This is a genomic window from Kiloniella antarctica, from assembly GCF_042682825.1.
Classification (GTDB): domain Bacteria; phylum Pseudomonadota; class Alphaproteobacteria; order Kiloniellales; family Kiloniellaceae; genus Kiloniella; species Kiloniella antarctica.
Genome location: NZ_JBHUII010000007.1, coordinates 108,060 through 133,982, shown reverse-complemented (window position 1 = coordinate 133,982; position 25,923 = coordinate 108,060). Strand labels below are relative to the sequence as shown.

25 protein-coding genes are annotated in these 25,923 nt (G+C 44.9%); 19 read left to right on the top strand and 6 right to left on the bottom strand.

The window, feature by feature from the left end:
• The first annotated feature begins 101 nt into the window (after positions 1-101).
• The 6 genes from leuC (at position 102) to ACFSKO_RS14215 (ending at position 7,313) form a co-directional block, all read left to right on the top strand.
• Positions 102-1,508, top strand: a complete 1,407-nt coding sequence (gene leuC, locus ACFSKO_RS14240) for a 3-isopropylmalate dehydratase large subunit (RefSeq protein WP_380252763.1) — start codon at positions 102-104, stop codon at positions 1,506-1,508.
• A gap of 26 nt (positions 1,509-1,534) precedes the next feature.
• On the top strand, positions 1,535-2,137 hold the full coding sequence (gene leuD, locus ACFSKO_RS14235; protein WP_380252761.1) for a 3-isopropylmalate dehydratase small subunit: 603 nt from the start codon (positions 1,535-1,537) through the stop codon (positions 2,135-2,137).
• A 158-nt stretch (positions 2,138-2,295) separates the two neighbouring features.
• The gene (gene leuB / locus ACFSKO_RS14230) at positions 2,296-3,408 is read left to right on the top strand and encodes a 3-isopropylmalate dehydrogenase (protein WP_380252759.1); all 1,113 of its coding nucleotides are present in this window, start codon (positions 2,296-2,298) and stop codon (positions 3,406-3,408) included.
• A gap of 210 nt (positions 3,409-3,618) precedes the next feature.
• Positions 3,619-5,817 carry an inverse autotransporter beta domain-containing protein gene (locus ACFSKO_RS14225; RefSeq protein WP_380252757.1) on the top strand — a complete coding sequence of 733 codons (2,199 nt, stop codon included), beginning with the start codon at positions 3,619-3,621 and terminating at the stop codon, positions 5,815-5,817.
• Between the two features lie 153 nt (positions 5,818-5,970).
• On the top strand, positions 5,971-6,138 hold the full coding sequence (locus ACFSKO_RS14220) for a hypothetical protein (protein ID WP_380252755.1): 168 nt from the start codon (positions 5,971-5,973) through the stop codon (positions 6,136-6,138).
• A 158-nt stretch (positions 6,139-6,296) separates the two neighbouring features.
• Complete coding sequence (locus ACFSKO_RS14215; RefSeq protein WP_380252752.1) at positions 6,297-7,313, top strand: aspartate-semialdehyde dehydrogenase; 1,017 nt, start codon at positions 6,297-6,299, stop codon at positions 7,311-7,313.
• A gap of 144 nt (positions 7,314-7,457) precedes the next feature.
• On the opposite strand, the gene ACFSKO_RS14210 is transcribed toward ACFSKO_RS14215, so the two are convergent.
• Positions 7,458-8,411, bottom strand: coding sequence for a GlxA family transcriptional regulator (locus tag ACFSKO_RS14210; RefSeq protein WP_380252750.1), 954 nt, complete (start codon positions 8,409-8,411; stop codon positions 7,458-7,460).
• A 139-nt stretch (positions 8,412-8,550) separates the two neighbouring features.
• Here ACFSKO_RS14210 and ACFSKO_RS14205 point away from each other — a divergent pair, with 139 nt between their 5' ends.
• The 8 genes from ACFSKO_RS14205 (at position 8,551) to ACFSKO_RS14170 (ending at position 18,247) form a co-directional block, all read left to right on the top strand.
• Positions 8,551-9,747, top strand: coding sequence for an MFS transporter (locus tag ACFSKO_RS14205; RefSeq protein WP_380252748.1), 1,197 nt, complete (start codon positions 8,551-8,553; stop codon positions 9,745-9,747).
• Positions 9,748-10,039: 292 nt separating this feature from the next.
• Positions 10,040-10,921 carry an HpcH/HpaI aldolase/citrate lyase family protein gene (locus ACFSKO_RS14200; RefSeq protein WP_380252746.1) on the top strand — a complete coding sequence of 294 codons (882 nt, stop codon included), beginning with the start codon at positions 10,040-10,042 and terminating at the stop codon, positions 10,919-10,921.
• A 21-nt stretch (positions 10,922-10,942) separates the two neighbouring features.
• Positions 10,943-12,013: a MaoC family dehydratase gene (locus ACFSKO_RS14195; protein WP_380252744.1), complete on the top strand. Its 1,071-nt coding sequence runs from the start codon at positions 10,943-10,945 to the stop codon at positions 12,011-12,013.
• Between the two features lie 409 nt (positions 12,014-12,422).
• Positions 12,423-12,815: a succinate dehydrogenase, cytochrome b556 subunit gene (gene sdhC, locus ACFSKO_RS14190; RefSeq protein ID WP_380252742.1), complete on the top strand. Its 393-nt coding sequence runs from the start codon at positions 12,423-12,425 to the stop codon at positions 12,813-12,815.
• Between the two features lies 1 nt (position 12,816).
• Complete coding sequence (sdhD, locus tag ACFSKO_RS14185) at positions 12,817-13,197, top strand: succinate dehydrogenase, hydrophobic membrane anchor protein (protein WP_380252740.1); 381 nt, start codon at positions 12,817-12,819, stop codon at positions 13,195-13,197.
• Between the two features lie 10 nt (positions 13,198-13,207).
• On the top strand, positions 13,208-15,010 hold the full coding sequence (gene sdhA / locus ACFSKO_RS14180; RefSeq protein ID WP_380252738.1) for a succinate dehydrogenase flavoprotein subunit: 1,803 nt from the start codon (positions 13,208-13,210) through the stop codon (positions 15,008-15,010).
• 38 nt (positions 15,011-15,048) lie between these two features.
• A complete protein-coding gene (locus ACFSKO_RS14175) occupies positions 15,049-15,837 on the top strand; it encodes a succinate dehydrogenase iron-sulfur subunit (protein ID WP_380252736.1) in 789 nt (262 codons plus the stop codon).
• Positions 15,838-16,066: 229 nt separating this feature from the next.
• Positions 16,067-18,247 (top strand): PAS domain S-box protein, encoded by a 2,181-nt coding sequence (locus ACFSKO_RS14170; protein ID WP_380252734.1) that lies wholly within the window; start codon positions 16,067-16,069, stop codon positions 18,245-18,247.
• 108 nt (positions 18,248-18,355) lie between these two features.
• Here the strand turns inward: ACFSKO_RS14170 and ACFSKO_RS14165 are convergent, their stop codons facing one another.
• From ACFSKO_RS14165 to ACFSKO_RS14145, 5 genes are all read right to left on the bottom strand, one after another.
• Positions 18,356-18,841: a periplasmic heavy metal sensor gene (locus ACFSKO_RS14165; protein ID WP_380252732.1), complete on the bottom strand. Its 486-nt coding sequence runs from the start codon at positions 18,839-18,841 to the stop codon at positions 18,356-18,358.
• Positions 18,841-19,308, bottom strand: a complete 468-nt coding sequence (locus ACFSKO_RS14160) for a hypothetical protein (protein ID WP_380252730.1) — start codon at positions 19,306-19,308, stop codon at positions 18,841-18,843. Before ACFSKO_RS14160 ends, ACFSKO_RS14165 begins: the two co-directional genes overlap by 1 nt.
• On the bottom strand, positions 19,305-19,883 hold the full coding sequence (locus ACFSKO_RS14155) for an RNA polymerase sigma factor (RefSeq protein ID WP_380252728.1): 579 nt from the start codon (positions 19,881-19,883) through the stop codon (positions 19,305-19,307). Before ACFSKO_RS14155 ends, ACFSKO_RS14160 begins: the two co-directional genes overlap by 4 nt.
• Positions 19,884-19,935: 52 nt before the next feature.
• A complete protein-coding gene (locus tag ACFSKO_RS14150; protein ID WP_380252726.1) occupies positions 19,936-20,349 on the bottom strand; it encodes an EF-hand domain-containing protein in 414 nt (137 codons plus the stop codon).
• A gap of 80 nt (positions 20,350-20,429) precedes the next feature.
• Entirely contained in the window at positions 20,430-20,642 is a 213-nt protein-coding gene (locus ACFSKO_RS14145; RefSeq protein WP_380252724.1) for a DUF6494 family protein, read from the bottom strand.
• 125 nt (positions 20,643-20,767) lie between these two features.
• Between ACFSKO_RS14145 and ACFSKO_RS14140 the strand changes: the two genes are divergently transcribed.
• The 5 genes from ACFSKO_RS14140 to sucC all read left to right on the top strand — a co-directional run bounded on the left by ACFSKO_RS14140 (position 20,768) and on the right by sucC (position 25,922).
• Positions 20,768-21,514 carry an SDR family oxidoreductase gene (locus ACFSKO_RS14140; protein ID WP_380252722.1) on the top strand — a complete coding sequence of 249 codons (747 nt, stop codon included), beginning with the start codon at positions 20,768-20,770 and terminating at the stop codon, positions 21,512-21,514.
• A 60-nt stretch (positions 21,515-21,574) separates the two neighbouring features.
• The gene (gene zapE, locus ACFSKO_RS14135; protein ID WP_380252720.1) at positions 21,575-22,693 is read left to right on the top strand and encodes a cell division protein ZapE; all 1,119 of its coding nucleotides are present in this window, start codon (positions 21,575-21,577) and stop codon (positions 22,691-22,693) included.
• Positions 22,694-22,927: 234 nt separating this feature from the next.
• Positions 22,928-23,245 (top strand): TraR/DksA family transcriptional regulator, encoded by a 318-nt coding sequence (locus ACFSKO_RS14130; RefSeq protein WP_380252718.1) that lies wholly within the window; start codon positions 22,928-22,930, stop codon positions 23,243-23,245.
• Between the two features lie 228 nt (positions 23,246-23,473).
• Positions 23,474-24,433 carry a malate dehydrogenase gene (gene mdh / locus ACFSKO_RS14125; RefSeq protein ID WP_380252716.1) on the top strand — a complete coding sequence of 320 codons (960 nt, stop codon included), beginning with the start codon at positions 23,474-23,476 and terminating at the stop codon, positions 24,431-24,433.
• 292 nt (positions 24,434-24,725) lie between these two features.
• Entirely contained in the window at positions 24,726-25,922 is a 1,197-nt protein-coding gene (gene sucC / locus ACFSKO_RS14120; protein WP_380252938.1) for an ADP-forming succinate--CoA ligase subunit beta, read from the top strand.
• Position 25,923 lies beyond the last annotated feature (1 nt).

Sequence of the window (25,923 nt, the reverse complement as noted above, 5' to 3'; positions counted from 1 at the left end):
GGTTGCAAGAACGCTTTCTGGCCGCTGTTACTGGTTTTGCCCTTATGGCAAGGCTTGATAGCTGGAGGAAGCCGCCAATAAAAAACGAGGACTTTGTTAGGATGAGTAACCCGCGGACCCTTTTCGAAAAGATTTGGGATAGTCATTTGGTTCATAGTCAAGACGACGGAACCTGCTTACTTTATATCGATCGTCACTTGGTGCACGAAGTAACAAGCCCGCAGGCTTTTGAAGGACTTCGTATGACTGGGCGCAAAGTGCGCCGTCCCGAAAATACACTGGCGGTTCCGGATCATAATGTTCCGACGCAAGGCCGTGCCCAAGGTATTGCAGACGAAGAAAGTCGCATCCAGGTTGAGACACTGTCGAGCAACTGTGAAGAGTTCGGTGTTCAGCTTTTTGGTATGGACGATGTCCGTCAGGGTGTAGTGCATATCATCGGCCCAGAGCAAGGTTTCACGCTCCCAGGAATGACAATCGTTTGTGGGGATAGTCATACGGCGACCCACGGTGCTTTTGGATCTTTGGCTTTTGGTATCGGAACTTCAGAAGTTGAGCACGTTCTCGCGACCCAGACACTGATTCAAAAACCTGCGAAAACAATGCGTATCACTGTTGAAGGCGATCTGCTTCCAGGTGTAACTGCAAAGGATATGGTTTTACACATCATCGGTGTGATCGGTACCGCAGGCGGTACGGGGTATGTAATTGAATACGCTGGTGATGCGATGAGTAAGCTTTCAATGGAAGGGCGTATGACCATCTGTAATATGTCCATTGAGGCTGGTGCTCGCGCTGGCTTGATTGCGCCAGATGAGACAACCTTTGAATACATCAAGGGTCGTCCTATGGCGCCAAAAGCGGGTAATTGGGAACAGGCTGTACAGCACTGGAAAACACTTCCTTCCGATGCAGGTGCAACGTACGACAAAGAAGTTGTGATTAAAGCTTCGGATATTGAGCCACAGGTTACTTGGGGAACCTCTCCTGAAGATGTCGTTGGTATTTCCGCGGTTGTACCAGGCCCATCTGATGGACGGGATGAAAACAAGAAATCTGCGATTACGCGCTCGCTTGAATATATGGATCTTAAAGCTGGTCAGGCGATTAAAGATATTACGATTGATAAAGTCTTTATCGGGTCCTGTACCAATGGCCGGATTGAAGATCTTCGCGAAGTTGCGCGTATTGCCAAAGGCCGTAAGGTTGCTGAAAGCGTGTACGCAATGATTGTACCGGGATCTGGGTTGGTTAAGCTGCAGGCGGAAGAAGAAGGCCTTGATGAGATCTTTATCGCAGCTGGTTTCGACTGGCGTGAGCCTGGTTGTTCCATGTGCCTTGCTATGAATGCGGATCGTCTCTCTCCGGGGGAACGTTGTGCATCAACATCAAACCGTAACTTCGAAGGCCGACAGGGTCGTGGTGGTAGGACACATCTTGTAAGCCCCGCAATGGCAACGGTTGCTGCAATCGCGGGTCATTTTGACGATGTTCGTGATTACGATTAAGCGTAGAAGCTAAAGGAAAACAGAGAATGGATAAGTTTACATCACTCACCTCTGTGGCTGCTCCGCTGCCATTGGTGAACATTGATACGGATATGATCATCCCTAAACAGTTTCTAAAAACTGTTAAGCGCACAGGTCTGAAGGCTGGTCTCTTTTATGAGTTGCGTACGGATGAGGCAGGTAATCCAGTTGACTTTGTCTTGGATGAACCTGCTTACAAAAATGCGCAGATTCTTGTAACCGGCGATAACTTCGGTTGTGGCTCTTCGCGGGAGCACGCGCCTTGGGCACTGTTGGATCAGGGTATTCGCTGTGTCATCGCACCAAGTTTTGCTGATATTTTTTATAACAACTGCTTTAAAAACGGTATTCTACCAATTGCTCTGCCGCAAGAAGACGTCGACAAGTTGATGGATGATGCCAAACGCGGATCAAACGCGGTTGTTTCTGTCGATTTGGAAACGCAGGAGATCAAGGGTCCTGACGGGGGCACGCTTAAGTTTGAAGTGGATGCCCATCGCAAACATTGCCTGTTGAATGGTTTGGATGATATCGGTCTGACCTTCGAAAAGTCCGAGCATATCGATCAGTTTGAAAGTAGACGTAAAGCAACACAGCCTTGGCTGTAAGATGATGTAGGCGGGGACTATTATTAGTCCCCGCCTTTTGACTCTGAGCTTAGGTGATGATGGATTGGGATCTGTTAAAGGTCCAGAGATACTAATTTGGATAGTGTGGGCTGGCATTTGCCAGCCGTCTTTTTGTAAGAAAATGCGAAAGCGGAAAAATGGCATCTAACAAAAATTTATTGATTCTCGCCGGTGACGGTATTGGCCCAGAAGTTATGCGCGAAGTGAACCGCGTTGTTGAGTGGATGGATAAACGCCGGGCTGTGAGCTTTGACATCACCGAAGATCTCGTGGGTGGCGCAGCTATCGACAAGCATGGTGTGCCGCTTGCTGATGAGACAATGGACAAGGCGATGGAAGCCGATGCCGTGTTGTTGGGTGCTGTTGGTGGTCCACAATGGGACAATCTGGATTTTTCTATCAAGCCAGAGCGCGGCTTGTTACGCCTGCGTAAGGAAATGGAACTCTTTGCCAACCTGCGTCCCGCTCTTTGTTTTGATGCGCTGGTTGAAGCGTCGTCTCTCAAGCCTGAATTGGTTTCAGGCCTTGATATCATGATTGTGCGTGAGTTAACCGGGGGAGTTTATTTTGGCGAACCACGCGGGATTGAAACGCTTCCAAACGGAGAGCGCCGCGGTATCAACACGCAAGTTTATACCACGTCAGAAATTCGCCGCGTTGCCGAAGTCGCTTTTGACCTTGCGCGTAAGCGCGATAGTCGGGTTTGTTCCGTGGAAAAAGCAAACGTTATGGAATCAGGCCTGTTATGGCGCGAAGAAGTAACCAAGCTTCACGGTGAAGGTTTTGATGATATCGACCTTTCTCATATGTATGCTGATAATTGTTCAATGCAGTTGGTTCGCACACCAAAGCAATTTGACGTCATTCTGACGGACAATCTGTTCGGGGATATGCTTTCTGATACAGCAGCGATGTTGACAGGTTCTTTAGGCATGTTGCCATCAGCTTCATTGGGGGCAACAGATGCAACGGGTCGACGTAAAGCGATGTACGAACCTGTCCACGGTTCTGCGCCAGACATCGCTGGCGAGAGCAAAGCCAACCCCTTGGCGACCATTCTCTCCTTCGCAATGAATCTTCGTTATTCGTTTGATATGGGGGATGAAGCAGATTTGATTGAAAAAGCTGTGACCAAAGTTTTGTCATCAGGAAAACGTACTGGCGACATTATGGCCGCAGGCTGTGAATTGGTCTCTACCGAAGGTATGGGTTCGGCTTTACTTCGTGAACTTGATGAGCAGGCTGCTTAAAATATAAACATACTTTTAAAAGGGCTGTAAGTGAAAATTTACAGCCCTTTTTGTTTGTCTGGATTCTCAAGAATACTTAATAAGTATTGGTTCAGAATTAGATTTCTATCGTGAGTTGCTATCTGAAATAAAAGGCTAAATTTATGTTAACAAAGCAATATATTAATGATAATGAGTCGCATTATCATTAATATATAAAGGTTTCATAAAATGCCTAAAAGAACATCTCTGACCGTTGGGGGAACCAGAACGGTTTTAGCTCTGTTTATTATGTCTTCTACATTCCTAAGCAGTACTTGGGTAAATGCAGAAGAAAATACTGTATTGGAACCAGGGCCCTCAAAAAAATGGGGCGCACATATTGAATTCGAGGGAAAGTACGGGACAGATCGGCATATTGGGGAAAGTAGTGTTTTTGTTCCGCTTTATCAGGACGAGAAGGAAATGCTTTTCCTCGATATTCGCGGAAAAATGGATAACCACAAATCAAGAGAAGCCAATGTTGGTCTGGGCTATCGCCGTATTATTGATGAAGATTGGTTAATTGGTGGTTATGGGTTTTATGACCGAAGACGTTCACCTGAAGGCAATAGCTTTAATCAAATGACGTTTGGTGCTGAGATCATGTCGGGTGATTTTGATCTAAGAATGAATGGTTATGTTCCTTTTGGGGATACGATAAAGACCTCTGCTCAGCATGACAGTGTTCAACTAAACGGTAGTTCAATCACAATGAAAGAAGGTGAAGAGCGTGCGATGAAGGGGGGGGATGTCGAAATTGGCCACACACTTCCCTGGTTGTCTCTAACAGAAGACGGCTCTGATGAGTTTAAGCTTTATCTTGGCGGGTATCATTTTTGGGAAAATGATTTAGATAGCGTAACCGGTCCTAGACTAAGGGCGGAATATAGACTGAACGATGTCTTAATGGCTGGTACGCGTGTTAGCTTCAATGGGGAGTTCCAAAGGGATAGTCCTCGTGGAAAACAAGGCTTCATTGGTTTGAAATTCCGAATACCGTTACAGCCCGATATTGCGAAAAAGCGTGCTCGACTTTCTAAGATTGAAAGGCGAATGACAGAGACAATTGTCCGCGATATTGATGTTGTGGCGCAAGCTGGAAGCTTTGGAGCGGAAGTTCCGGCCATTGATATGGAAACAGGGCATGAGCTTGTTAATTTGAATGTTATTGAGGGCAAATCAGGTGCTGAACTGAAGGCGGCAATTGAGGCTGCGTCCGTGGGTCAGGTGAGTTTTGTAAATGGACAAGGACAGATTTTGAACGTTAGTGATACAATTAATCTGCAATCTGGCCAACGTGTACAGGGACAATTTAACGTTGTGCATCCGAACACTGGTCGACAAATGAGTTTTGGTCAAACGCATGTTAATGGAACTGATGTAAATAAGAACGTTTTTGAAATGAATGATAATTCTACACTTTCTGGGATGACAGTATCGGGTGGGGCGCATGGTATTCATTCTGATGGTAAAAATAATGTCCGTATCGAGAAGGTTAATATTAGGAAAACAAGTCAGGTAGGGTTGAACTTTGAGAATGGAACTGGCCTAGATGTGGTTGATCTGGAGGTCAGTAATCTTGATTTTGATAATGCAGATGGATTTTCAAATGCAAATCCAAATAATACGGTTACTGCTGTCGGGGTTCGGTTGGTTAGTTCAAGCGATATTGATATCGATAACTATACCGCCGACTACGTTGGAACGGGATTGTTTTCAAATGCTGTGACTGATTTGAATGTTCGTAATTCGAGGATCTCTCGTTCCCGTAAAGAGGGGATGGTGCATCATTACCTTCACGATGCCACTTTTGATAACCTTTCAATTGATAAGACCGGGGCTGACGGTGCGGCTTTTATTGTTTCCGCCGATGTTAACTTTACAAATTCTACTCTCACAAATCTGGGAGCGATGAATTCTCTGGGGCAATATAGCGGTGTGAATATCAGTGGGTTTTCGAGTGATGGTTCAATTATTGTGGGGGCGACTGAAAATAAAAATTATAACTTTGAAAACATTACAATTACGAATGCTTCGAATAGCGGTATGATGCTTCAGGAAATAAAGGATTCAAATTTTAAAAATATTGATATTGCGAATGTTAATATTATTGGTGTGCAATTGATGAGAATGATGCGTGATGTTGAAAACCTGACTTTCGACAATGTCGATATTGACAATGCGGGAAATGCCGGATTTTGGATGATGGGTGACTTTCGTAATATTGATGCTGACATCACAACAACCAACACTGCTGTCCCTTGTGGAAAGTCAAAGTTTATGCCGACAAACTTAACTCAAAATGGTGGACAGGAATTAATAATTAATGGAGATGTTTTTGCGCCTGCTGATATTAGTGCTAGGTGCGCTGATGCATCGAATTTTTAATTTGTTCAGATACATTGTTTGAATATTTCTGGTATCACTAACTTTGTTGGCTCTGTTTGAGTAAACATGAAAAACGTAAATTTCATTGTTGACCGAGTAGATAAAGCTGACTACGTTAGCGACCGAGTTAATACCCGAGTGGACTAGGTTTTTATGTATAATCACGTTGCACATAACGCACCGCGCGCTGCACACACTGCGAAATCTCTTCGCCGTGCGTTCATTGCTGCGCGTCCAGTTGCAACCGTGACAACGACCTGGACCATGATTACCACCACGCCTGTCACCACCATTAAGGTGAAGATGGGTGGCTTACGGTAAATCCTCTCGGGAATAAAGGCTGATAAAAGGGCCGTCCCATTGAGGGGCGGCCCTTTTTCTTTAGGGCTTCTATTTCTGCCAAAACGCAGATGGAATGCAAAGATATTTAAAACGGCCTCACTATGAGGCCCGCAACTGAAAGAACGTAGGCTAAAGCCATGGGTCACAAGATTGCAGTAATGGGTGCTACTGGCGCCGTAGGTCGTGAAGTTTTAACAACTTTGTCTGAACGCGGATTTGATATCAAAGATATTACAGTTCTGGCTTCTAGCCGTTCCGCTGGCACAAAGGTGTCTTTTGGCGATGTTGGTGAACTGACGGTCAAAAAACTGGCTACATTCGATTTTAAGGGCATCGATATTGTTCTGTCCTCTCCGGGCGGGGCAGTGTCTGCTGAATATTCTCCGAAAGCTGCTGCAGCTGGTGCGATTGTCATCGATAACACATCTCATTTCCGTATGGATCCTGATGTGCCATTAATCGTGCCTGAAGTGAACCCGGAAGATCTCGGTGGTTATAAAAAACGTAACATCATTGCGAACCCCAATTGCTCAACCATTCAGATGGTACACGTATTGAAGCCTTTGCATGATGCTGGCGTGATAAAGCGTGTGGTTGTGTCAACTTACCAGGCGGTTTCTGGTGGTGGTAAAGATGCAATGGATGAGCTTTTCAACCAAACACGTGGCATTTTCGTAAACGATCCTATCGTTAAAGAGTGCTTTACCAAACAGATCGCTTTCAACGTGATCCCACACATCGATGTTTTCATGGATGACGGCTACACCAAGGAAGAATGGAAAATGATGGTCGAGACCAAGAAAATTCTCGATCCTAAAATTAAAGTGACCGCAACTTGTGTGCGTGTTCCTGTCTTCATTGGTCATGCTGAAGCGATATCTGTTGAGTTTGAAAAAGAAGTTACCGTGGAACGTGCGCGTGAGCTTTTAAAAAATACACCTGGTATCACAGTTATCGATCATCGTCAGGATGAGGGTTATGTTACTCCGCAAGAAGCTGCGGGTGAAGACGCAACGTTTGTCAGCCGCGTACGCACAGACCCAACTGTTGATTACGGTTTAAGTCTTTGGGTTGTTGCTGACAACCTCCGTAAGGGCGCTGCCCTGAACGCAGTTCAAATTGCTGAACTGCTTATTAAGGATCACCTCAGCTAAGCTGGCAGTATCCTTAATGTCCTCCTCTGTCGTACTTGCGGGGCTCGGAATTTTTCCGAGCCCTTTTTTTTGAGTCAAAATTGTTTCGCGAAAGATTTCAATTTTAGCGACAAGTTATCCTTTAACGATTGCACAGTAATTACATTAGTTTTCTGCGGGCCCAAAGTGCTGTATATATTCTGTCGTGGTGATGCCTAAGTGCCGGGTGAAGCTGCGACGCATTTTTTGTAAATCGCCAAAGCCACAGAGTCCGGCAACCTGTTTCATAGATACCCCCTTGGATAAGAGAACTCGGGCTTGGTTTAATCTGGTGAGTTCAACAAACTGAACCGGGGAAGTATTGAGTGTTTGATTGAATTTTCGATCCAACGTCCTCGGGCTCATATTCGCCTGGTTCGCAAGCGCGGATAAGGTCCAGTTTTGAGCTGGGTTACTGGTAATTTTATCAACGAGTTGGAGCAATTTGGGCTCTAACTTAATTTGAGCTTCTAATAGGTGAGAGAATTGACGTTGTCCTCCAGTGCGTCTGAGGTAAACCACCAGCTCTTGTGCGACATTTAGGGATATGCCCGTACCGTGATCTTCTTCGATAATAGAAAGCGCGAGGTCTATGCCAGTTGAAACACCAGCAGAGGTATAAATCTGATCTGATTTTGTATAGATAGTATCGAGTTTCCAGATTACATTTGGAAACATGCTCTTTGCCATTTGAGCGCGTGACCAGTGGGTTGTTGCTTCTCGTCCATCCAATAGGCCTGATGCGGCGAGTATTAAGGAGCCAGAGCAGATGGAAATTAAACGGTTCGTACTTGAATTTTTTATAAAGCCTCTTAAGATTTTTGCGAGCTGTTCATTCTTTAGGTGGTTGTCTACACCACAACCGCCGGGAATAAGAAGATCGGCTTGGTCGGCGAGGTTGCTCATAGAGCCTTGTGCAACGATCTCCATGCCGCAGGATGTAATGGCATTTTTCCCATCGAGAGTAATAAAGCGGTGTTTGTATGGAGTTTTCTTTGTGCCTGGTGTGCTATGAAAGGCCTGAACAGGACCGCTGATATCTAATAGATTAACGCCAGAAAACACAAAAACGTCGATCATTCTCGTCTCTATCATCCGGCTCACCTTTGGCTGGTGTCAAATTAGTTTGGCGAAATATGATGCTGAAATATCATTTTGGTCAAGCCTCTAATGTATTAAGGTTATGTTCGTCAAATATATTCCAAAAGGTGTCGTCAAAATGAATTCCCAAACTTTGAGCAAGAGACAAAAATTTAATTTTCCTCTTCTCCTGCTGGGTAACGCCATACTCGGCACCCCAATGCCGATGTTGATCATTCTTGGCGGATTGTCCGGGATCATGCTTGCTCCTGCTACAGAGTTGGCAATATTGCCTGTGTCTTTACAAATGCTCGCTGGGATGCTTTTTGCCGCGCCGATGTCTGTTTTTATGGGAAGGTTTGGGCGGAAAAAAGGATTTTTACTTGGAGCAAGTTTTGCTGCAATCGGCGGTCTACTTGGAGCTTATAGCCTCTTTTTAGGAAATTTCTTTATGCTCTGCCTGGCTCATGCTGCTATGGGGGCCGCGACGAGTTGTTTTGGTTATTTCCGGTTTGCCGCCGCAGAGGTCGTGTCGGAATCTTGGCGACCAACGGCAATCTCTATCACGTTGGGTTCTGGCTTGGTCGCGGCGATTATCGGTCCAGAAATTTTTGTCTATTCGAAAGATTATTATTCCCCAATACCACTTGCTGGAGCGTATGCAGCAATAACGTTGATATCTCTCATCGGGTGTCTTCCTGTTCTTGCACTGGCCCTTCCAATCAAAGAACAAGGTGTTTCAAAAGAAGCGACTATTAAGGTCCCGGTGAGTTCAATACTACGCCGTCGTCCTGTATATACGGCGATTTTATGTGCCGCAGTATCTTTTGGGGTGATGGTTCTTCTTATGGCTCCTACGCCTTTGGCTATGGTCGGGTGCGGTTTTAGTGAAACCCAGGCAAGCGATGTTATTCGTTGGCATGTCATTGCCATGTTCGCACCGAGTTTCTTCACAGGTAGTTTGATCACGCGCTTTGGGTCTGGCCGAGTTGTTTTTTGCGGACTGTTTTTATTGGCTCTCTCCGCTGGTACAGCTATGACTGGGATTGAGCTTGGACATTTCTATGTTTCGTTGATTTTACTTGGAGTTGGTTGGAATTTTGGATTTATTGGTGCCACGAATATGTTGAACGACAACTTAGCGCCAAACGAAAGATCAGTTGTTCAAGGTGCGAATGATACTCTTGTTGCTCTTGTTTCAACTTTGGCTTCTTTTGGGTCGGGCGTCATTATCTCGACATTTGATTGGAACTCAGTGGCTTTGATGTCTTTCCCTCTCCTTGTGTTGGCTGGGGTTGGATTATTTGCTTTGAAAAGAAAGCCGCAACTCGCATAAACTCAACAATTGTGAAGAGTTTATTCTTTCGTATAAAATTTTTGAAGGGTGCGAAAAGTTTCGCATCCTTTTTTATTTTGAATCTCCATAATTAATTCTCGTGACTAGTTTTGCTTTTGTCGAGAAGAGGGAGGCGTAAGGAAGAGAGGTAATATACGGTAATTAAAATTCAAAATTAGGAAATGAAAGGTCTTGTCTGATAAGAAGTTTGATGGAATGATACGTTAAATGCTGCGGTGCACAATAAATTCTGCACTAATAAACATAAGAAAATGCAGGTAAGGAAAAGGGCATGATTTCTATCCAAAGGCCTCGTCGATCTGTTCTCTATATGCCAGGATCAAATGCTCGGGCTCTTGAAAAGGGGCGGGCGCTTGCTACGGATGCGTTGATACTTGATCTTGAAGATGCCGTTTCAACTGTCAATAAAGTCGAAGCACGAGGTTTAGTCGTAAAAGCACTTAATCAAGGGGGGTATGGCAACCGAGAATTAATCGTACGGGTAAATGATCTGGATACGGTTTGGGGGCAGGATGATGTTCGTGCCATAGCAAAGACATCGGCTGATGCTATTCTTCTTCCTAAAGTTGAGACTGCACAACAGATTAAAAGCCTTATTGATTTAATGGATGCTTCTGGAGCGACGCAAACCATGTCGGTTATGTGTATGATGGAAACGCCATTGGGGATGTTAAATGCCAAAGAAATCGCGGCTGCCTCAAACCGAATTTCTTGTTTTATCATGGGAACATCGGATCTGGTTAAGGACCTGCATGCGCAGCATACAAGAATGCGTCTTCCTGTGATTACGTCGCTTGGTATATGCCTCTTGGCAGCACGGGCGTACGGGATCGGTATTATTGACGGTGTATGCTTGGATTTGAACGATGATGAAGGTTTTGAGAAATCTTGCGAACAGGGTTTAGAGCTTGGCTTTGATGGTAAGACATTAATACACCCGAAAACGATTATAACTGCGAACAAGACGTTTGGGCCATCCTCACAGGCGATTGAAAAAGCGCACGAGATTGTGCGGGCTTTTGACGATGCTAATGACAAAGGGCAGGGGGTTGTTGTCTTGAACGGACAGTTGATTGAAAACTTACATGCCGAAGAAGCCAAAAGGCTGATTGCGTTATCTGACATAATCGCCGAGTTGGAACAAAACACATAAAAAGTGTTGAAGGGGAACGTTATGGATGTGCAGAAGGCAATTGTAAGCAAGACCAAATTAGGAAATTTTTTTGAAGACTTCTGTTTGGGGATGGAAATAGCACACGCCACGCCAAGAACTGTGAGTTCTGGCGATCAAGCGTTATACACGGCACTTTATGGACCGCGCTTTGCCCTGTTTTCATCCGATGAGTTTGCACGCTCTCTTGGGCTGGAGCGATCTCCTGTGGATGATTTTCTTGCTTTTCACGTTGTGTTCGGCAAAACAGTCTCTGATATATCACTTAATGCTATTGCTAACCTTGGTTATGCAGAAGGTATCTTTGGGGTGCCTCTCTATCCTGGAGATACGATTACAACGACCAGCAAAGTCATCGGCCTTAAAGAGAACTCAAGTGGGAAGACGGGGGTGGTATATGTTCGTTCTACTGGGTGTAATCAACGGGGCGAAGAGGTTTTAAGCTATGTACGCTGGGTTATGGTTCGAAAGCGTTCAAGTGGTTCTCCTTCACCCAAAACAATTGTTCCTGATTTGAAAAAAGTTGTCTCGGTCGAAGATTTTATTTTGCCGGGCAAGCTTACTATGTCTGGCTTTGATAATACTCTCGCGGGTTCTTCTTTTCGTTGGGATGACTATCACGTAGGTGAGAAGATTGTTCATGTCGATGGCGTGACGATTGAAGAAGCTGAACACCAAATGGCGACGCGTCTGTACCAAAATACAGCCAAGGTCCATTTCAATAATCACACCGAAAGTCAGGGAAGATTTGGCAAGCGATTGATTTACGGGGGGCATGTCATTTCGTTGGCTCGATCACTTTCTTTCAATGGAATGGAAAATGCGGTCAAAATAATGGCCATCAACGGGGGAGCGCATGTTGCGCCGACCTTTGCTGGCGACACCATCTATGCTTGGAGCGAAATTCTCGAGAAAATAGATTTTCCTGAAAGAAATGATCTCGGTGCATTGAGGGTTCGTTTGATTGCCGTTAAAAATAACAATTGCGAGAGCACGCCCTTAATGGATGAGGACGGGAGGTATCATTCTGATGTTGTTCTCGATTTTGACTATACAGTTTTAATGCCAAAATAATTTTCCAAGCAATTATGTTTAGTGGGAATTACAAAGGGTGATGTTTTCTTATCATTAATAAATACAGATTATCATATGCCTTTCTCCTTGAGGTCACGTGATGGTAAAAAATTAAGGAGACTTTTCGTAGATAATCAATTTAGAGATTATCAAAATTGTTTGACGTAGAATTTTGCATCGCAACATGTCTAGGTGAGGTAAAGCTCTTTTGTTGCGAATAAGTGGCATTGGCATTCGTCTTTTGTGACGTAACGTATGGGGCTTTGTCGTTCTTTGATGGGTATTTGTCGCATGACATTGACTAATGCTGCAATGCGGTTTAACGTCGTTAAATCTTTGGGTTCCGCAAAAAATATAAAGCGTGCGAAGTTAAATTGTGGAGCCGGCGCGCTATATCGGGAAAGAAAATATGTCCAGGGGTAACAGACCTCTTTCGCCTCATTTGCAGGTGTATCGTCCTCAATTAACTTCCGTACTTTCAATTTTATTTCGCATCATGGGCGTGGCCACATCCGTTGGCTCTATCGTTCTTGTCTGGTGGCTTGCTGCAGCAGCGAGCGGCCCGGAATACTTTGAGCTTGTGCAATCCTTCTTGGGATCATGGTTCGGCCGACTTATGCTTTTTGGTTGGACATTGGCTCTCATTTTTCACCTTTGCAACGGTATCCGACATCTCTATTGGGATGCAGGTAAAGGCCTCGAGCTTGAAACTGCTTATGCATCAGGTAAAGCTGTAATGGTATTTACAGTTTTGATCACGCTGGGGCTTTGGGTCCTTGCTTATGCCTTGGGAGGTGCTTGATATGTCGCTTCGTTCTCCTTTAGCGCGTGCGCGTGGTCTTGGTTCTGCCAAAGAAGGTGTTTCACATTGGTGGGCACAACGCCTGACCAGTCTTGCTCTTATACCCCTTGTGCTGTGGTTTGTGTTCTCTGTCGCATTGATGACAGGGGCTGATTATCATCAGTTTATCGCATGGGTACAATCGCCTATTGTGGCAGGACTTTTGATCCTTCTCATTTCTGTCGGTCTACTGCATTCGCAGCAAGGCATGCAGGTGGTGGTCGAAGATTATGTTCATGGCGAAGTAAGTAAGGTTGTGACCCTATTCCTGAGTCTGTCTGTCCACGTTGTGTTGGGCCTGACAGGTGTTCTTTCAATTTTGATGATTTTATTCAGGGGCTAGGAAATAAACGATGAACGCTGCTCCATCAAACAAAGCATATGAGTTTATTGATCACACGTATGATGTGGTCGTTGTCGGGGCTGGTGGCGCTGGATTGCGTGCGACACTGGGCTTGGCGGAAGCGGGGCTCAAAACTGCTTGTATAACAAAAGTATTTCCAACCCGTAGTCATACCGTTGCTGCTCAAGGGGGCATATCTGCCTCTCTTGGTAATATGGGTGAAGATGACTGGCGCTGGCATATGTATGACACCGTTAAGGGATCTGACTGGTTGGGTGATCAGGATTCTATCGAATACATGGTGCGTGAAGCCGTGCCTGCGATCGTTGAGCTTGAGCATTACGGTATGCCATTTAGCCGGACCGAAGAGGGCAAAATATATCAGCGTCCTTTCGGCGGTATGACAACCCGTTATGGGGAAGGCATTGCACAGCGGACTTGTGCTGCGGCTGATCGAACAGGTCATGCTATGTTGCATACGCTTTACCAGCAAAGCCTGCGTCGTCACGCGGAATTCTTTATTGAATACTTCGCCATTGATCTGATCATGGAAAATGGGGAATGTCGCGGTGTCGTGGCATGGAACCTTGATGACGGAACGATCCATCGGTTCCGTGCACAAAAAGTTATCATGGCAACCGGTGGTTATGGCCGTGCTTATTTCTCATGTACTGGTGCTCATACTTGTACAGGTGATGGTAATGGCATGGCTTTACGTGCGGGACTTGATTGTCAGGATATGGAATTCGTTCAATTCCATCCCACGGGTATTTATGGCGCTGGTTGTCTTATTACTGAGGGTGTCCGTGGCGAAGGTGGTTATCTGACCAACTCTGAAGGCGAACGCTTTATGGAGCGTTATGCGCCTAGCGCAAAAGATCTTGCCAGCCGTGATGTTGTCAGTCGTGCGATGACCATGGAAATTCGTGAGGGCCGTGGTGTTGGCGCTGGCGGCGATCACATTAACTTGCACATTGAACATCTCGATCCTGCCATCATTGATGAGCGTCTTCCGGGCATTGCTGAATCTGCCAGTATCTTTGCGGGTGTTGATGTTGCAAAAGAACCGATCCCTGTGATTCCGACCTGCCATTACAATATGGGTGGAATTCCATGTAAGTACACAGGCCAAGTTGTCACCAGTAAGAACGGTGATCCCAATGTGGAAGTCCCGGGTTTGATGGCGATTGGTGAAGCAGCTTGTGTTTCTGTTCACGGTGCAAACCGCTTGGGATCTAATTCACTTCTTGATCTCGTGGTCTTTGGGCGTGGTGCAGCACTTCATTGTATTGATACAGTTAAACCTGGTGCAAAACAGGCTGATCTTCCAACAGATGCAGGTGATAATTCACTCGCACGTCTGGATAAAGCACGTTTTGCGAAAGGTTCTATGAAGACATCTGAAGTTCGCTTGGAAATGCAAAAAGCAATGCAAGGCCACGCGGCTGTGTTCAGAACGGGTGAAACCCTCAAGGAGGGTGTTGATGCCCTTGGCGAGATTTGGAAGAAGAAAGACGATATATCGGTCACTGATCGTTCTATGGTTTGGAATTCTGATCTGGTTGAAACCCTTGAATTGGACAACCTGATGTATCAGGCGCGTGTAACAATGTCTGGGGCAGCTAATCGTGAAGAAAGCCGCGGGGCGCATGCACGTGAAGATTTCCCGGATCGCAATGACAAAAAGTGGATGAAACACACCATGGCAAAATGTGCCGATGACGGAACTGTAACCTTTGATTATCGCCCAGTTAATCTGGAGCCGTTGTCAGATGATGTGCAGTCCTTCCCACCCAAAGCCCGCGTTTATTAGTCGGTGCGGTGGGAATAGCGTCAAGGAGAGAATAAAAAATGGTAGAATTTGCACTTCCAGCCAACTCAAAAGTAAACAAGAGCGGCAAAAAGCATCTTGCTCCGGCTGGGGCAACAAAGACCAAGACATTCCGCGTTTATCGTTGGGATCCTGATAGTGGCGAGACGCCGCGTGAAGATGTCTACGAAGTGGACATGGATAACTGTGGCCCGATGGTTCTGGATGCATTGATCAAAATCAAAAATGAGATTGATCCGACCCTGACTTTCCGTCGCTCGTGTCGCGAAGGTGTTTGTGGGTCATGCGCGATGAATATCGACGGCAGTAATACTCTGGCGTGTACCAAATTTTGTAGTGATGTTGAGGGAGACGATGAAGTTAAAATTTATCCTCTACCGCACATGCCTGTAGTTAAAGATTTGGTGCCCGATCTCAATCATGTATATGCGCAGTATGCTTCTATTGAGCCATGGTTAAAAACAACGACGGCGGCACCTGAGAGAGAGCGTCTTCAAACACCTGAAGATCGTAAAAAACTTGATGGCCTCTGGGAATGTATCCTTTGTTTTAGTTGCTCAACGTCTTGTCCGAGCTACTGGTGGAATGGTGATCGCTATCTTGGCCCTGCTGTGTTGCTACAAGCTTATCGATTTATTGCGGATACCCGCGATGAAGAAACTGGATCTCGTTTAGATAATCTAGAAGATCCTTTCAGGCTCTTTCGCTGTCACACGATTATGAACTGTACTAAAACTTGTCCTAAGGGCTTGAATCCTGCCAAAGCGATTGCAGAAATCAAAAAGTTGATGGTCGAACGCAAGGTCTGATCCTGGACCTCTAGAGTTGAATTATCTAAAACAAGGTCGACTTCGTGTCGGCCTTGTTTTTTGTGGAGATAAGTTTTGCCGCATTTACTTCGGATTAGTTTTCCCTATTAATATTAAATTTGATTTTTTGTAGCGTTTTAAATCGAAGAGTGTACCAGTGTCTTATGGTGTTTAAGGGGAGATTAAATAGGTTGGTGAATGGCATGGACTATGGGGAAATTGTTTTGAAATGCAGGATGTAACCGCCGATGCTCTTCGTGCAGTAGTTCTCTTCGTACTTGTTATTGTTGTTTTCCAGCGTCGTCCAGCAAAGGAGCTTTTGTTGCAAGGGTGGGGCTATCTGACTACAGGGGTTGTTCTCTTTGCTTTTGGTGCTTTCTTGGACCTTGTCAAAAGATATGAGCCGTTAAGCAACAGCCTTTCTTATGGCGAACATCAAACGCTTCCTTTGTTGGCGTTGAGTGTTGGCTATGTTGGCGGTTGTATCGCCCTTATTCTTGGTGTTGTAAAAATAGTTCCTTGTCTAAACCGACTTTCCGATAAAATTGAAAAGCTGGAAACTGCTGAGGCGGCAGTCGAGCGGCATAATATTTTTTTGCAGACATTGATAGATGCCATGCCTGCTCAAGTTTACTTCAAGGACCATGAAGGAAAGTTTATCAGTTGTAATAAACTGTTTCTTGAGAATATAGGCATGGAGTTAAATGAAATTGTGGGGAAAACCTCTCACGAAATCTTCCCACAAAAATTGGCCGATGTTTTTATCGAAGCTGACAAAAAAGCAATAGCTGAAGGGCAAACCGAAGAGCAGGAAGCAATTTTTATCCGCAAAGATGGTTCAGATCTACATATTTTGATGCATAAAGCCCGCTTCGATAACCCGGATAGGACGTATGGTGGGTTGATCGGTATATCGGTAGATATCTCTGCACGTAAAAAGGCGGAACACGCATTAAGAGTGAGCGAAGAACGGTTGCGTCGGTTGTCCGAACTGTCAAATGAAGCCATTATTATTCACTCGAAAGAAGGTGTAAGTGACTGTAATGACGCAGCATTAAAGTTGTTTGGGTATGGTTACGAAGAAATGATCTCGCTTGGGACCAAGGATCTGATTGCACCTGAAGCCATGGTGATGGTGCAGGATTATATCTCCAATGCCAGGGAAGGTATTTATGAATCTATTGGAATTCATAAAAACGGTTCTTTTTTTGAAATAAGTATCAACGCAAAAAATAGTGTGCTGGATGGTGAAGCGACGAGGGTTACCTTTATTCGAGATATTTCTACCCAGAAAAAGGTAGAAGGTAATTTGCGAAAACTATCAAAAGCAGTCGAGCAAAATCCTGTAGCAATCGAAATCACTGATCCAAATGGTGTTATTGAGTATGTAAATCCAAAATTCTTGGAAGTTACAGGTTACACAGCGGAAGAGGTTATAGGCAAAAATCCGAATATGTTGAAGTCTGGCCACACAACACCAGAAGAGTATCAGAAATTATGGGAAACTATTTCAAGTGGAAAGGTTTGGAGCGGAGCTTTTAAGAACCGTCGCAAAAATGGCGAATTTTTCTGGGAATGGGCGTCAATTTCAAGTGTTGTTGATGAGCAGGGTGTCATAACAAATTATGTGGCAGCTAAAGAAGATATTACCAAGCAGAGGTTGGCTGAAATTCAATTGATGGAGGCTAAGGAGAGCGCCGAGCTGGCGAACCGGGCCAAATCAGAATTTTTGGCAAACATGAGCCACGAACTTCGAACTCCTTTGAATGCAATTATTGGTTTCTCTGAACTTATGGAACGGGAAATTTTTGGTCCCTTGGGGTCTAGGAAATATCAAGAATACTTAGGGGATATTAAAAACAGTGGTGATCATCTGCTACAGTTGATCAACGATATTCTTGATTTATCCAAAATTGAGGCTGGGGAGTTTTCTCTCAATGAAGAGAGCCTTAATTTGAAAAAATTGATTGAATCCTCGATCACGATCATGCGCACTCGCCTTGAACATGGTGATCTCGATCTCGAAGTAGATACGCCGTCGGATCTTCCCAACGTATATGCGGATGAGCGTGGGGTTAAACAGATATTAATTAATTTGCTCTCAAACGCAGTTAAATTTACCCCAGCAGGTGGGAAAATTCGAATTGTAAGTCAGTCCAACGACGATGGTGTCTCTATCAAAATTATTGATACGGGGATTGGTATTCCTGCAGATAAAATTGAAGATGTAATGAACCCTTTTATTCAGGTTGATGGCACGATGGCACGGCAGAGTCAGGGCACAGGGCTCGGCCTTTCAATTTCTCAAAAGCTTTGTCATTTACACGAAGGATCGCTGGGTCTTGTCAGTATTGAAGGCAAAGGGACGACAGCTTCTGTTTTGCTGCCCGAAAGCCGAATTATCAAATGATAAAGACCTTTAGTAGTCTTTATCATTTGATTTCTGCAACATCAAAATTGGCCTTTAAATACCGGCTAAGTATCTGGCCGTAAATATGTATGCGTATGCTTTCTTGATTTAAGGTTTTGGAGATCGATCTCGATTATGGGATCGTTGACGCCCTGGGCCGGTTCCCCAAAGGGACAGGAAAGTACTACGATCTTCCGGCGGGAGTGTCATGGCGATATCTAGTAGTTTTTCGATTGTTTGGGTATGGATCAAAGTTTGATCGCCAAGGAAGGTTTGAAAGACTTCTGTGAACTCTGAGCGTTCAGTTTTTCCTTTTAGGTTTTCTTTCAGGCGCTTATGTGATGATCGAATCTCTTTAAAACTGGATCTTATTTCAACTTTATGTTCGCGCCAAATATTCTTGAAGAGTTTACGTTGTTCGGGCGTCAGGTTCTTCCACTTACTTTTCTGAACATGAGAGCTACCAAACTCTCCTGCACCACCAAAACTCCGGGCGTGCCAAAGATGCGACCCAATAAGCCCGCCAAAAAAGATATTTAAGGCGAGAGATATGGAGAAAAGTATAGTGAGTGTCTTTTTGGATGGAATAGGCATTAGTTGATTTCTCCTTCCAGAAAATCACTACTGAAACTGGCTTCACTAAAGGCAATGTAGTCTTCTTGAAGTTCGATATTTTCTTGATCGTAAATCCAATTTGGAGAACTGGTTCCAAGAATGAGACCAAATGCACCTGCCATGGTTAGCGCGGATAGAGGCCGCCATAAGCTCTCGTATGGCCACCAATTCCAGAGGAGGCTGCCTTTATTCTTTGCAACGGGAACATCTGCCAAAATAGTTTCCATTAGATGGTCGACATTAGGTTCGGAAGGTGCAAGATCCAAGAGATTATCGAGTTCAATTGCGTTTTGTCGCAATTTTTGAGCCTCTGTGGACTTGTTAAACTGCTCTAACATCCACGTACGCTTTTCTTTTGGCCAATGATGTTCATAAGCGCCGTAACAGTCGAGCAAGAATTGTAATTTTTCTTTATCTTGTCGGTCTAGGGGAGGGCGATCCATCATAATTGAGCTCCTAACAGATCTTCACGTTGTTCCTCTAAAGTAACACGTAAACCCTTCCGAGCACGAGCCAGGAGAGATTCTAAAGCGTCAACTGAAATATCCATTATGCTGGCTGCTTCCTTATTACTTAAATCTCTGTGGTGTACTAACGTGATGGCTGTACGTTGCCGTTCTGGCAAAGAGGATATCGCAGCCTGAACTTGCTTGCTGACATCTTGTCGGTGCCGCTTCTCGGATTGGTTCGTTGTCGTGTCTGCAATTTCAGTCATGTCGCTGTCGGTCACATTTTGGCGTTCTCTTCGTCGAATTACGTCAATAGATAGATTGTGGGTAACTCGGTAAAGCCATGTTGATATTTTTGCTTTTGGCTGCCAGTTTTTACTCTGCTTCCATAGTCGGACAAAGGCTTCTTGGGCAATGTCTTCAGCTTCTGAATTGTTTCGTGTCATTCTTAAAGCCAAACCAACAAGAGGACCAAGGTGGCGCTGCACAAGGAGACGACAAGCGATTGCATCTCCCTGTGCGACCTGGGCCATTAATTTTGCATCCTCTTCAGGGGTATGAAGATGTGTCATTCAAGACCCAAATTTGTTTTAACCATCATAGTTGTATACTTTGGTATGGTGTTTAGCTTTTATGACGACCGTGTTTTGGTATTTCATCAGCGCTAATTACACCATCACTATTTTTGTCGAGATGTTTCATCATCTTATTCATTCTGGCACTAAATTCTTTTGTTGAGAGGCTGCCCGAATTATCAGTATCCATTTTTTCAAACTTTGATTTAGCTCTTTCTAAGACATGTTTGGTGATCGCTTGCTCCATTTCAGGTAAGCTGACCTGTCCATCACTGTTACTGTCGGCTTGATTGAAGTGAGTTGCTTGAGAATTTTGTAACTCTTCCTGAGTAATTTTCCCGTCTCCGTTCGAATCTGCATTCTTTAGAGAGCTGTGCCACTTGCCGCCGCCTGCTGCGAAAGCTGCACTTGCAGTAAGAAAAGCGATACTGGTTGCGACGATTAAAGTTTTTTTACTGATCATAATAATTTCTCCGTTATAAAATGTTCCATGCTCATTCAACGCCAGGAAATATGAAAACCGTCGCTTCGGTATTAAAAAAATTAATCGAGGTCGATTTTACCTGTTATGAGGTGGTCGAGGTTAAGGTCAGGCAACTGTAGTCTGACTGAGACCTGAAGGGGGCCCTTATCATTGAGCTTGTTATCTTCCAGACCCTTGCGGATTACCGCTTCTATTTCTCTTTGGGAGGTGATGCCAACTTTTTTGAGAAACTTCCGAATACTCATATTCAATGTGTCTTCGTTCACTTTCATCCCCTGAATTATGTTGAAACCAAACTAGTATATCTATTTTTGATTGATCTGGTTGTTGAAATAGTAGCCGATTCAGGCTTTTATGATTTTGCGATGCAACATTTTATGCCGAACGGGAGCAGCTAATGACTGGAGTAATAATCATCACAGGGGGGAGCCGTGGAATTGGCGCTGCAATCTCTCGCTCAGCCGCAGCTAAAGGATATTTGGTTTGTGTTAATTATCACAGTGGTGATTCCGAAGCCGAAGCATTAATTGCAGAAATTAATGAATCTGGTGGTCGTGCAATTTCTTGTAAGGCAGATGTCTCTGATCATGTGGAGGTTGAACGTCTTTTCGCTACGACTGAATCTAAACTCGGGCCGGTTACAATGCTTGTAAATAACGCAGGTATCACAGGAAAAATTTGTCGATTTGATGAGGTTGATCCACAAGTCATGAGCCAAGTTATTGCTATAAACACTATGGGAGCGCTTTATTGTTCTCAGGCAGCGGTTAAACGGATGTCGACCAAACGTGGTGGGAAAGGTGGTGTAATTGTTACGGTTTCCTCTATTGCAGCACGTCTTGGCTCCCCCGGGGAGTATATATGGTACGCATCATCCAAAGCAGCTGTTGATGCAATGACAATTGGTTTAGCTAAGGAAGTTGGCGGTGAGGGGATGAGAGTCAATGCCGTCTCGCCAGGTATTATTGATACGGAAATCCATGCCTTAGGTGGTGACCCCGGGCGAGTGGATCGCATTGCGCCAATGATCCCTTTTGGACGGGCGGGGACTGCCCAGGAAATTGCAAATGCTGTTATCTGGCTTGGTTCTGAAGAGGCTTCTTATTGTAATGGTAGCATTCTTGACTGTTCAGGTGGTCGATGATGTTTTTGCACATTAAATTTTTACTGGTGAAGTTGATGTTTGTCGTTTTGGGATATTTTTATGAGTGAAGGCCCGCTTTTTCTTTATCGTGAACTGCGTAATTCAGGAGAGTTGCGCCCGGATCAAACTCAGGAATTGGCAGCCGAAAAATTACAAAGCCTTTATCTTGCCCTTAAAAAGTATCAACCATCGACAGAAGGAAAGAGCTGGAAGGAACGTTTAGGCCTCGGACGGCGAAAGGTTACGCCACCTCAAGGAGTTTATTTTTTTGGCGGTGTCGGTACTGGAAAGTCCACGATCATGGATATGTTCTTTTCGATAGCGCCTGTGGAAAAGAAACGTCGGGTACATTTTCATGCCTTTATGCAAGAAGTTCAAGAACGATTACATAAGTGGCGTGAACGTCATAAAGGAACGCGCTCAGATCCTTTGCCGGATCTCGCGGAAGAATTGGCTGGTGAAGCGCTCTTGCTCTGCTTTGATGAATTCCATGTTGTAAATATCGCTGATGCGATGATCTTGGCACGTTTGTTTGAGGCTTTATTTAATAATGGTGTGGTGGTTGTCGCAACATCGAACTGGCCGCCAGATCGCTTGTATGAAAATGGCCTGCAACGCGAGAGTTTTTTGCCTTTCATCGATATTTTGAAGGAAAGACTCGACGTACTTCAACTGGATTCAGGTATTGATTATCGTTTAGAGAGAATGCGTAATTTACCTGTGTACCATACGCCCTTGGGACCTGTGGCCGAGCAAGCTCTTGAGGATGCCTTTCTTACACTAACAGAAGGAGCGCGTGTCGAGCCGGAAACACTTTTGATTAAAGGGCGTCACCTTGAAATCTATCGGGCTGCTCGAAATGTTGGTTTTGTAAGTTTTGATGAATTGTGTGGGCGGGCCTTGGGGACGGGAGACTATCTGGCAATTGCAGGACATTTTCATACAATTATTATGTCTGAGGTGCCTACTATGGGGCCGGACAATCGAGATAAAGCGCGCCGCTTTATATCGTTGATAGACGCGCTGTATGAACATCGATGTAACTTAGTCTTATCAGCTGCCACAGAGCCGGAGAAGCTCTACCCAGAGGGCGATGGTGCATTTGAGTTTGAGCGGACAGTTAGCCGATTACAGGAAATGCGGTCTCAAGAATACATTGGCTTGGCCCACTTGGGATAACTTCGTGAGTTGATAACGGACTTTTTTTACATGATTGTGGTTGAGTGAAGTTCAGAGGAAATACTTCCTTTTTTTCGTAAATAGTCTTAGGCTTTGAAAGGAGCTGTTTCTCTGGCTGTTGAAGACTCGGAAAATTTGACCAGGAATTTAGTAATTGTTCTCGATATGCCTCAATGACAGATATCGTACGAATGGTGCCATCCCAATAGCAATGACTGAAGGGAGTAAATGCAAATGCTGAATCTGAAGAAAGTTGAAGCTAAACTGGGAGCCCGAATGGAAGATCTTGGTGTTCGGGTTGATCAGATAGAGCATGAGCTACGTGAACCTCATAGTCAGGACTTTGGTGAAAATGCCACCGAGAGCGAAGGTGATGAAGTTCTTGAAGGGCTCGAAGAGGCAGGGTTGGATGAAATTAATCAAATTCGTGCTGCCTTAACCCGAATAAAAAAAGAGAGTTATGGAGTCTGCTCAGGTTGCGGAGAAAATATTCCTGAAGGACGGCTTGAAGCTCTCCCTTACGCGACGACATGTGTAAATTGTGCAAAATAATTTTATATTTCAAATTATTTTCAATGAAATGACTGTTTTCTGAAGTCACTTTTACGTTAATTTCTGTCTTGTTTGTGTGCGTTGCAACAAAGCTCCTTGCCGAAACAGACCATTCGCGTTAGGAATCTCACTATAATTATTGCGTAATTATTGCAGATTATTCTATCTGCTTCGCATGTTGATCGAGGGCCCGATCGGGCCGAAGAAATCCGAATAGGGACAAAAATCATGGCACGTAAAAAAATCGCGCTTGTTGGTGCTGGTAATATTGGCGGGACTCTCGCTTTATTGGCTGGAATGAAGGATTTGGGAGATGTCGTTCTTTTCGATATCGCCGAAGGCATTCCTCAGGGTAAGGCACTTGATCTTGCCCAGCTTTCACCTGTTGAAGGTTTTGATGCTAATTTTAAAGGCGCAAATGATTATGCTGATATCGCTGGTGCAGACGTGGTTATCGTCACAGCTGGTGTTGCACGTAAGCCCGGTATGAGTCGCGATGACCTTCTTGGTATCAATATCAAGGTTATGCAATCGGTTGGCGCTGGCATTAAAGAACATTGTCCAGATGCTTTCGTTATTTGTATCACCAATCCTCTCGATGCGATGGTTTGGGTTCTTCAACAGGCATCTGGCCTTCCGACCAACAAAGTCGTTGGTATGGCTGGTGTTCTCGATTCCGCGCGTTTCCGTCACTTTCTTGCGGATGAGATGAATGTTTCTGTTGAAGATGTAACTGCATTTGTTCTTGGCGGTCATGGCGACACGATGGTTCCTATGGTGCGCCATTCAACAGTTGCAGGTATTTCTCTTCCTGAACTGATCAAGATGGGCTGGATGAGCCAAGAGAAATTGGATTCTATTGTCGATAGAACTAAAAATGGTGGCGCTGAAATCGTTGGACTGTTGAAAACGGGCTCTGCTTTTTACGCACCAGCAGCTTCTGCAATTTTGATGGCTGAGAGCTACTTGAAAGACAAGCGTCGTGTTTTGCCATGTGCTGCTTATCTCGAAGGCCAGTACGGTGTCGACGGTCTTTATGTCGGCGTTCCTGCGATCCTTGGCGAAAACGGTGTTGAACGTATTGTTGAGATTGATTTGAACGAAACCGAATCTGCTCAATTGGCCAGTTCTGTTGAATCCGTTAAGGGTCTTGTCGCTGCTTGCAAAGAAATTCAATCAAAAGCGTAAGGTTAATTGTGCGGCGCACAATTATATCTGCTTAAGATTGTAAAAATTGAAAGGCGTTGAGGATCTTTGGTCCCAACGTCTTTCTTTTATCCGACTAATCGCGTCGTTATATGTCAGTTTTCCGACAAAAATTGTTGCGGTGCGGTTGCGCTCGTCGCAGGTGGTGTTAATCTATCGATAAGTATCACGCAGTATGCTCTTATAATAATTTAGGAGTATGCTGTCATTATCCAGAGCTTTTCGGCTCTATCTAATTCAAAAAATAAAAACCATTGAGGCTTTGTGGCGTCCCATGAACATTCATGAATATCAAGCTAAAGAGCTGCTGAGAAAGTACGGTGTAGCCGTTCCTAAAGGATCAGTTGCATTTACACCGGAAGAAGCAGAGAACGCAGCCCGCGAACTGGGCGGTCCAATCTGGGTTGTAAAATCCCAAATTCACGCAGGCGGACGTGGCGCAGGCCGCTTCACGGACGATCCTGATGGCGATGGCGGAGTGCGCCTCTGCAAAACGCTTGATGATGTGAAAGAAAACGCACGCAAGATGCTCGGTCATACCCTCGTGACCAAGCAGACTGGCCCTGCGGGTAAAGAAGTAAAGCGTATTTATATCGAAGAAGGTTGCGATATTAAGCGTGAACTCTATCTCGGTATGCTTATTGACCGTGTGACCAGCCGTGTAACGATTATGGCTTCGACAGAAGGCGGGATGGAAATTGAAGAAGTTGCTGAAGCAACTCCGGAAAAAATTCTTAAAGTAGCCATTGATCCTGTTGAAGGGTTTATGCCTTACCACGGACGTAACCTTGCCTTTGGTCTGGGTCTTGAAGGTAAGCAGGTCAATTCTGCAGTTAAGTTCATGGCGACCATGTACAAAGCATTTATGGAACTCGACGCGAGCATTGTTGAGATCAATCCGCTCGTGGTAACAGGTGCGGGTGATATTATTGCACTTGATGCCAAAATGAACTTTGATGACAACGCTCTTTTCCGTCACAAAGACATTGCGGGTATGCGCGATGAAGACGAAGAAGATGCCAAAGAACTCGAAGCTGCCCGTCATGAGCTTAACTATATCTCTCTTGATGGTGAGATAGGTTGTATGGTGAACGGCGCTGGTCTTGCTATGGCGACGATGGACATCATCAAACTTTACGGTAGCGAACCAGCAAACTTCCTTGATGTTGGTGGTGGCGCGACGAAAGAACGTGTAACGGTTGCTTTTAAAATCATTCTTTCCGATCCAAACGTAAAAGGCATTCTGGTTAATATCTTTGGAGGCATCATGCGTTGTGATGTGATTGCCGAAGGTGTTGTCGCCGCAGCACGCGAAGTTTCACTGAGTGTTCCTTTGGTTGTGCGTCTCGAAGGCACAAATGTTGATCTTGGTAAGAAAATTATGGCGGAATCCGGTCTGCCGATTATCTCTGGTGACGATCTGGCTGATGCTGCTGCTAAAGTGGTCAAAGCCGTGAAGGAGGCCGCGTAAC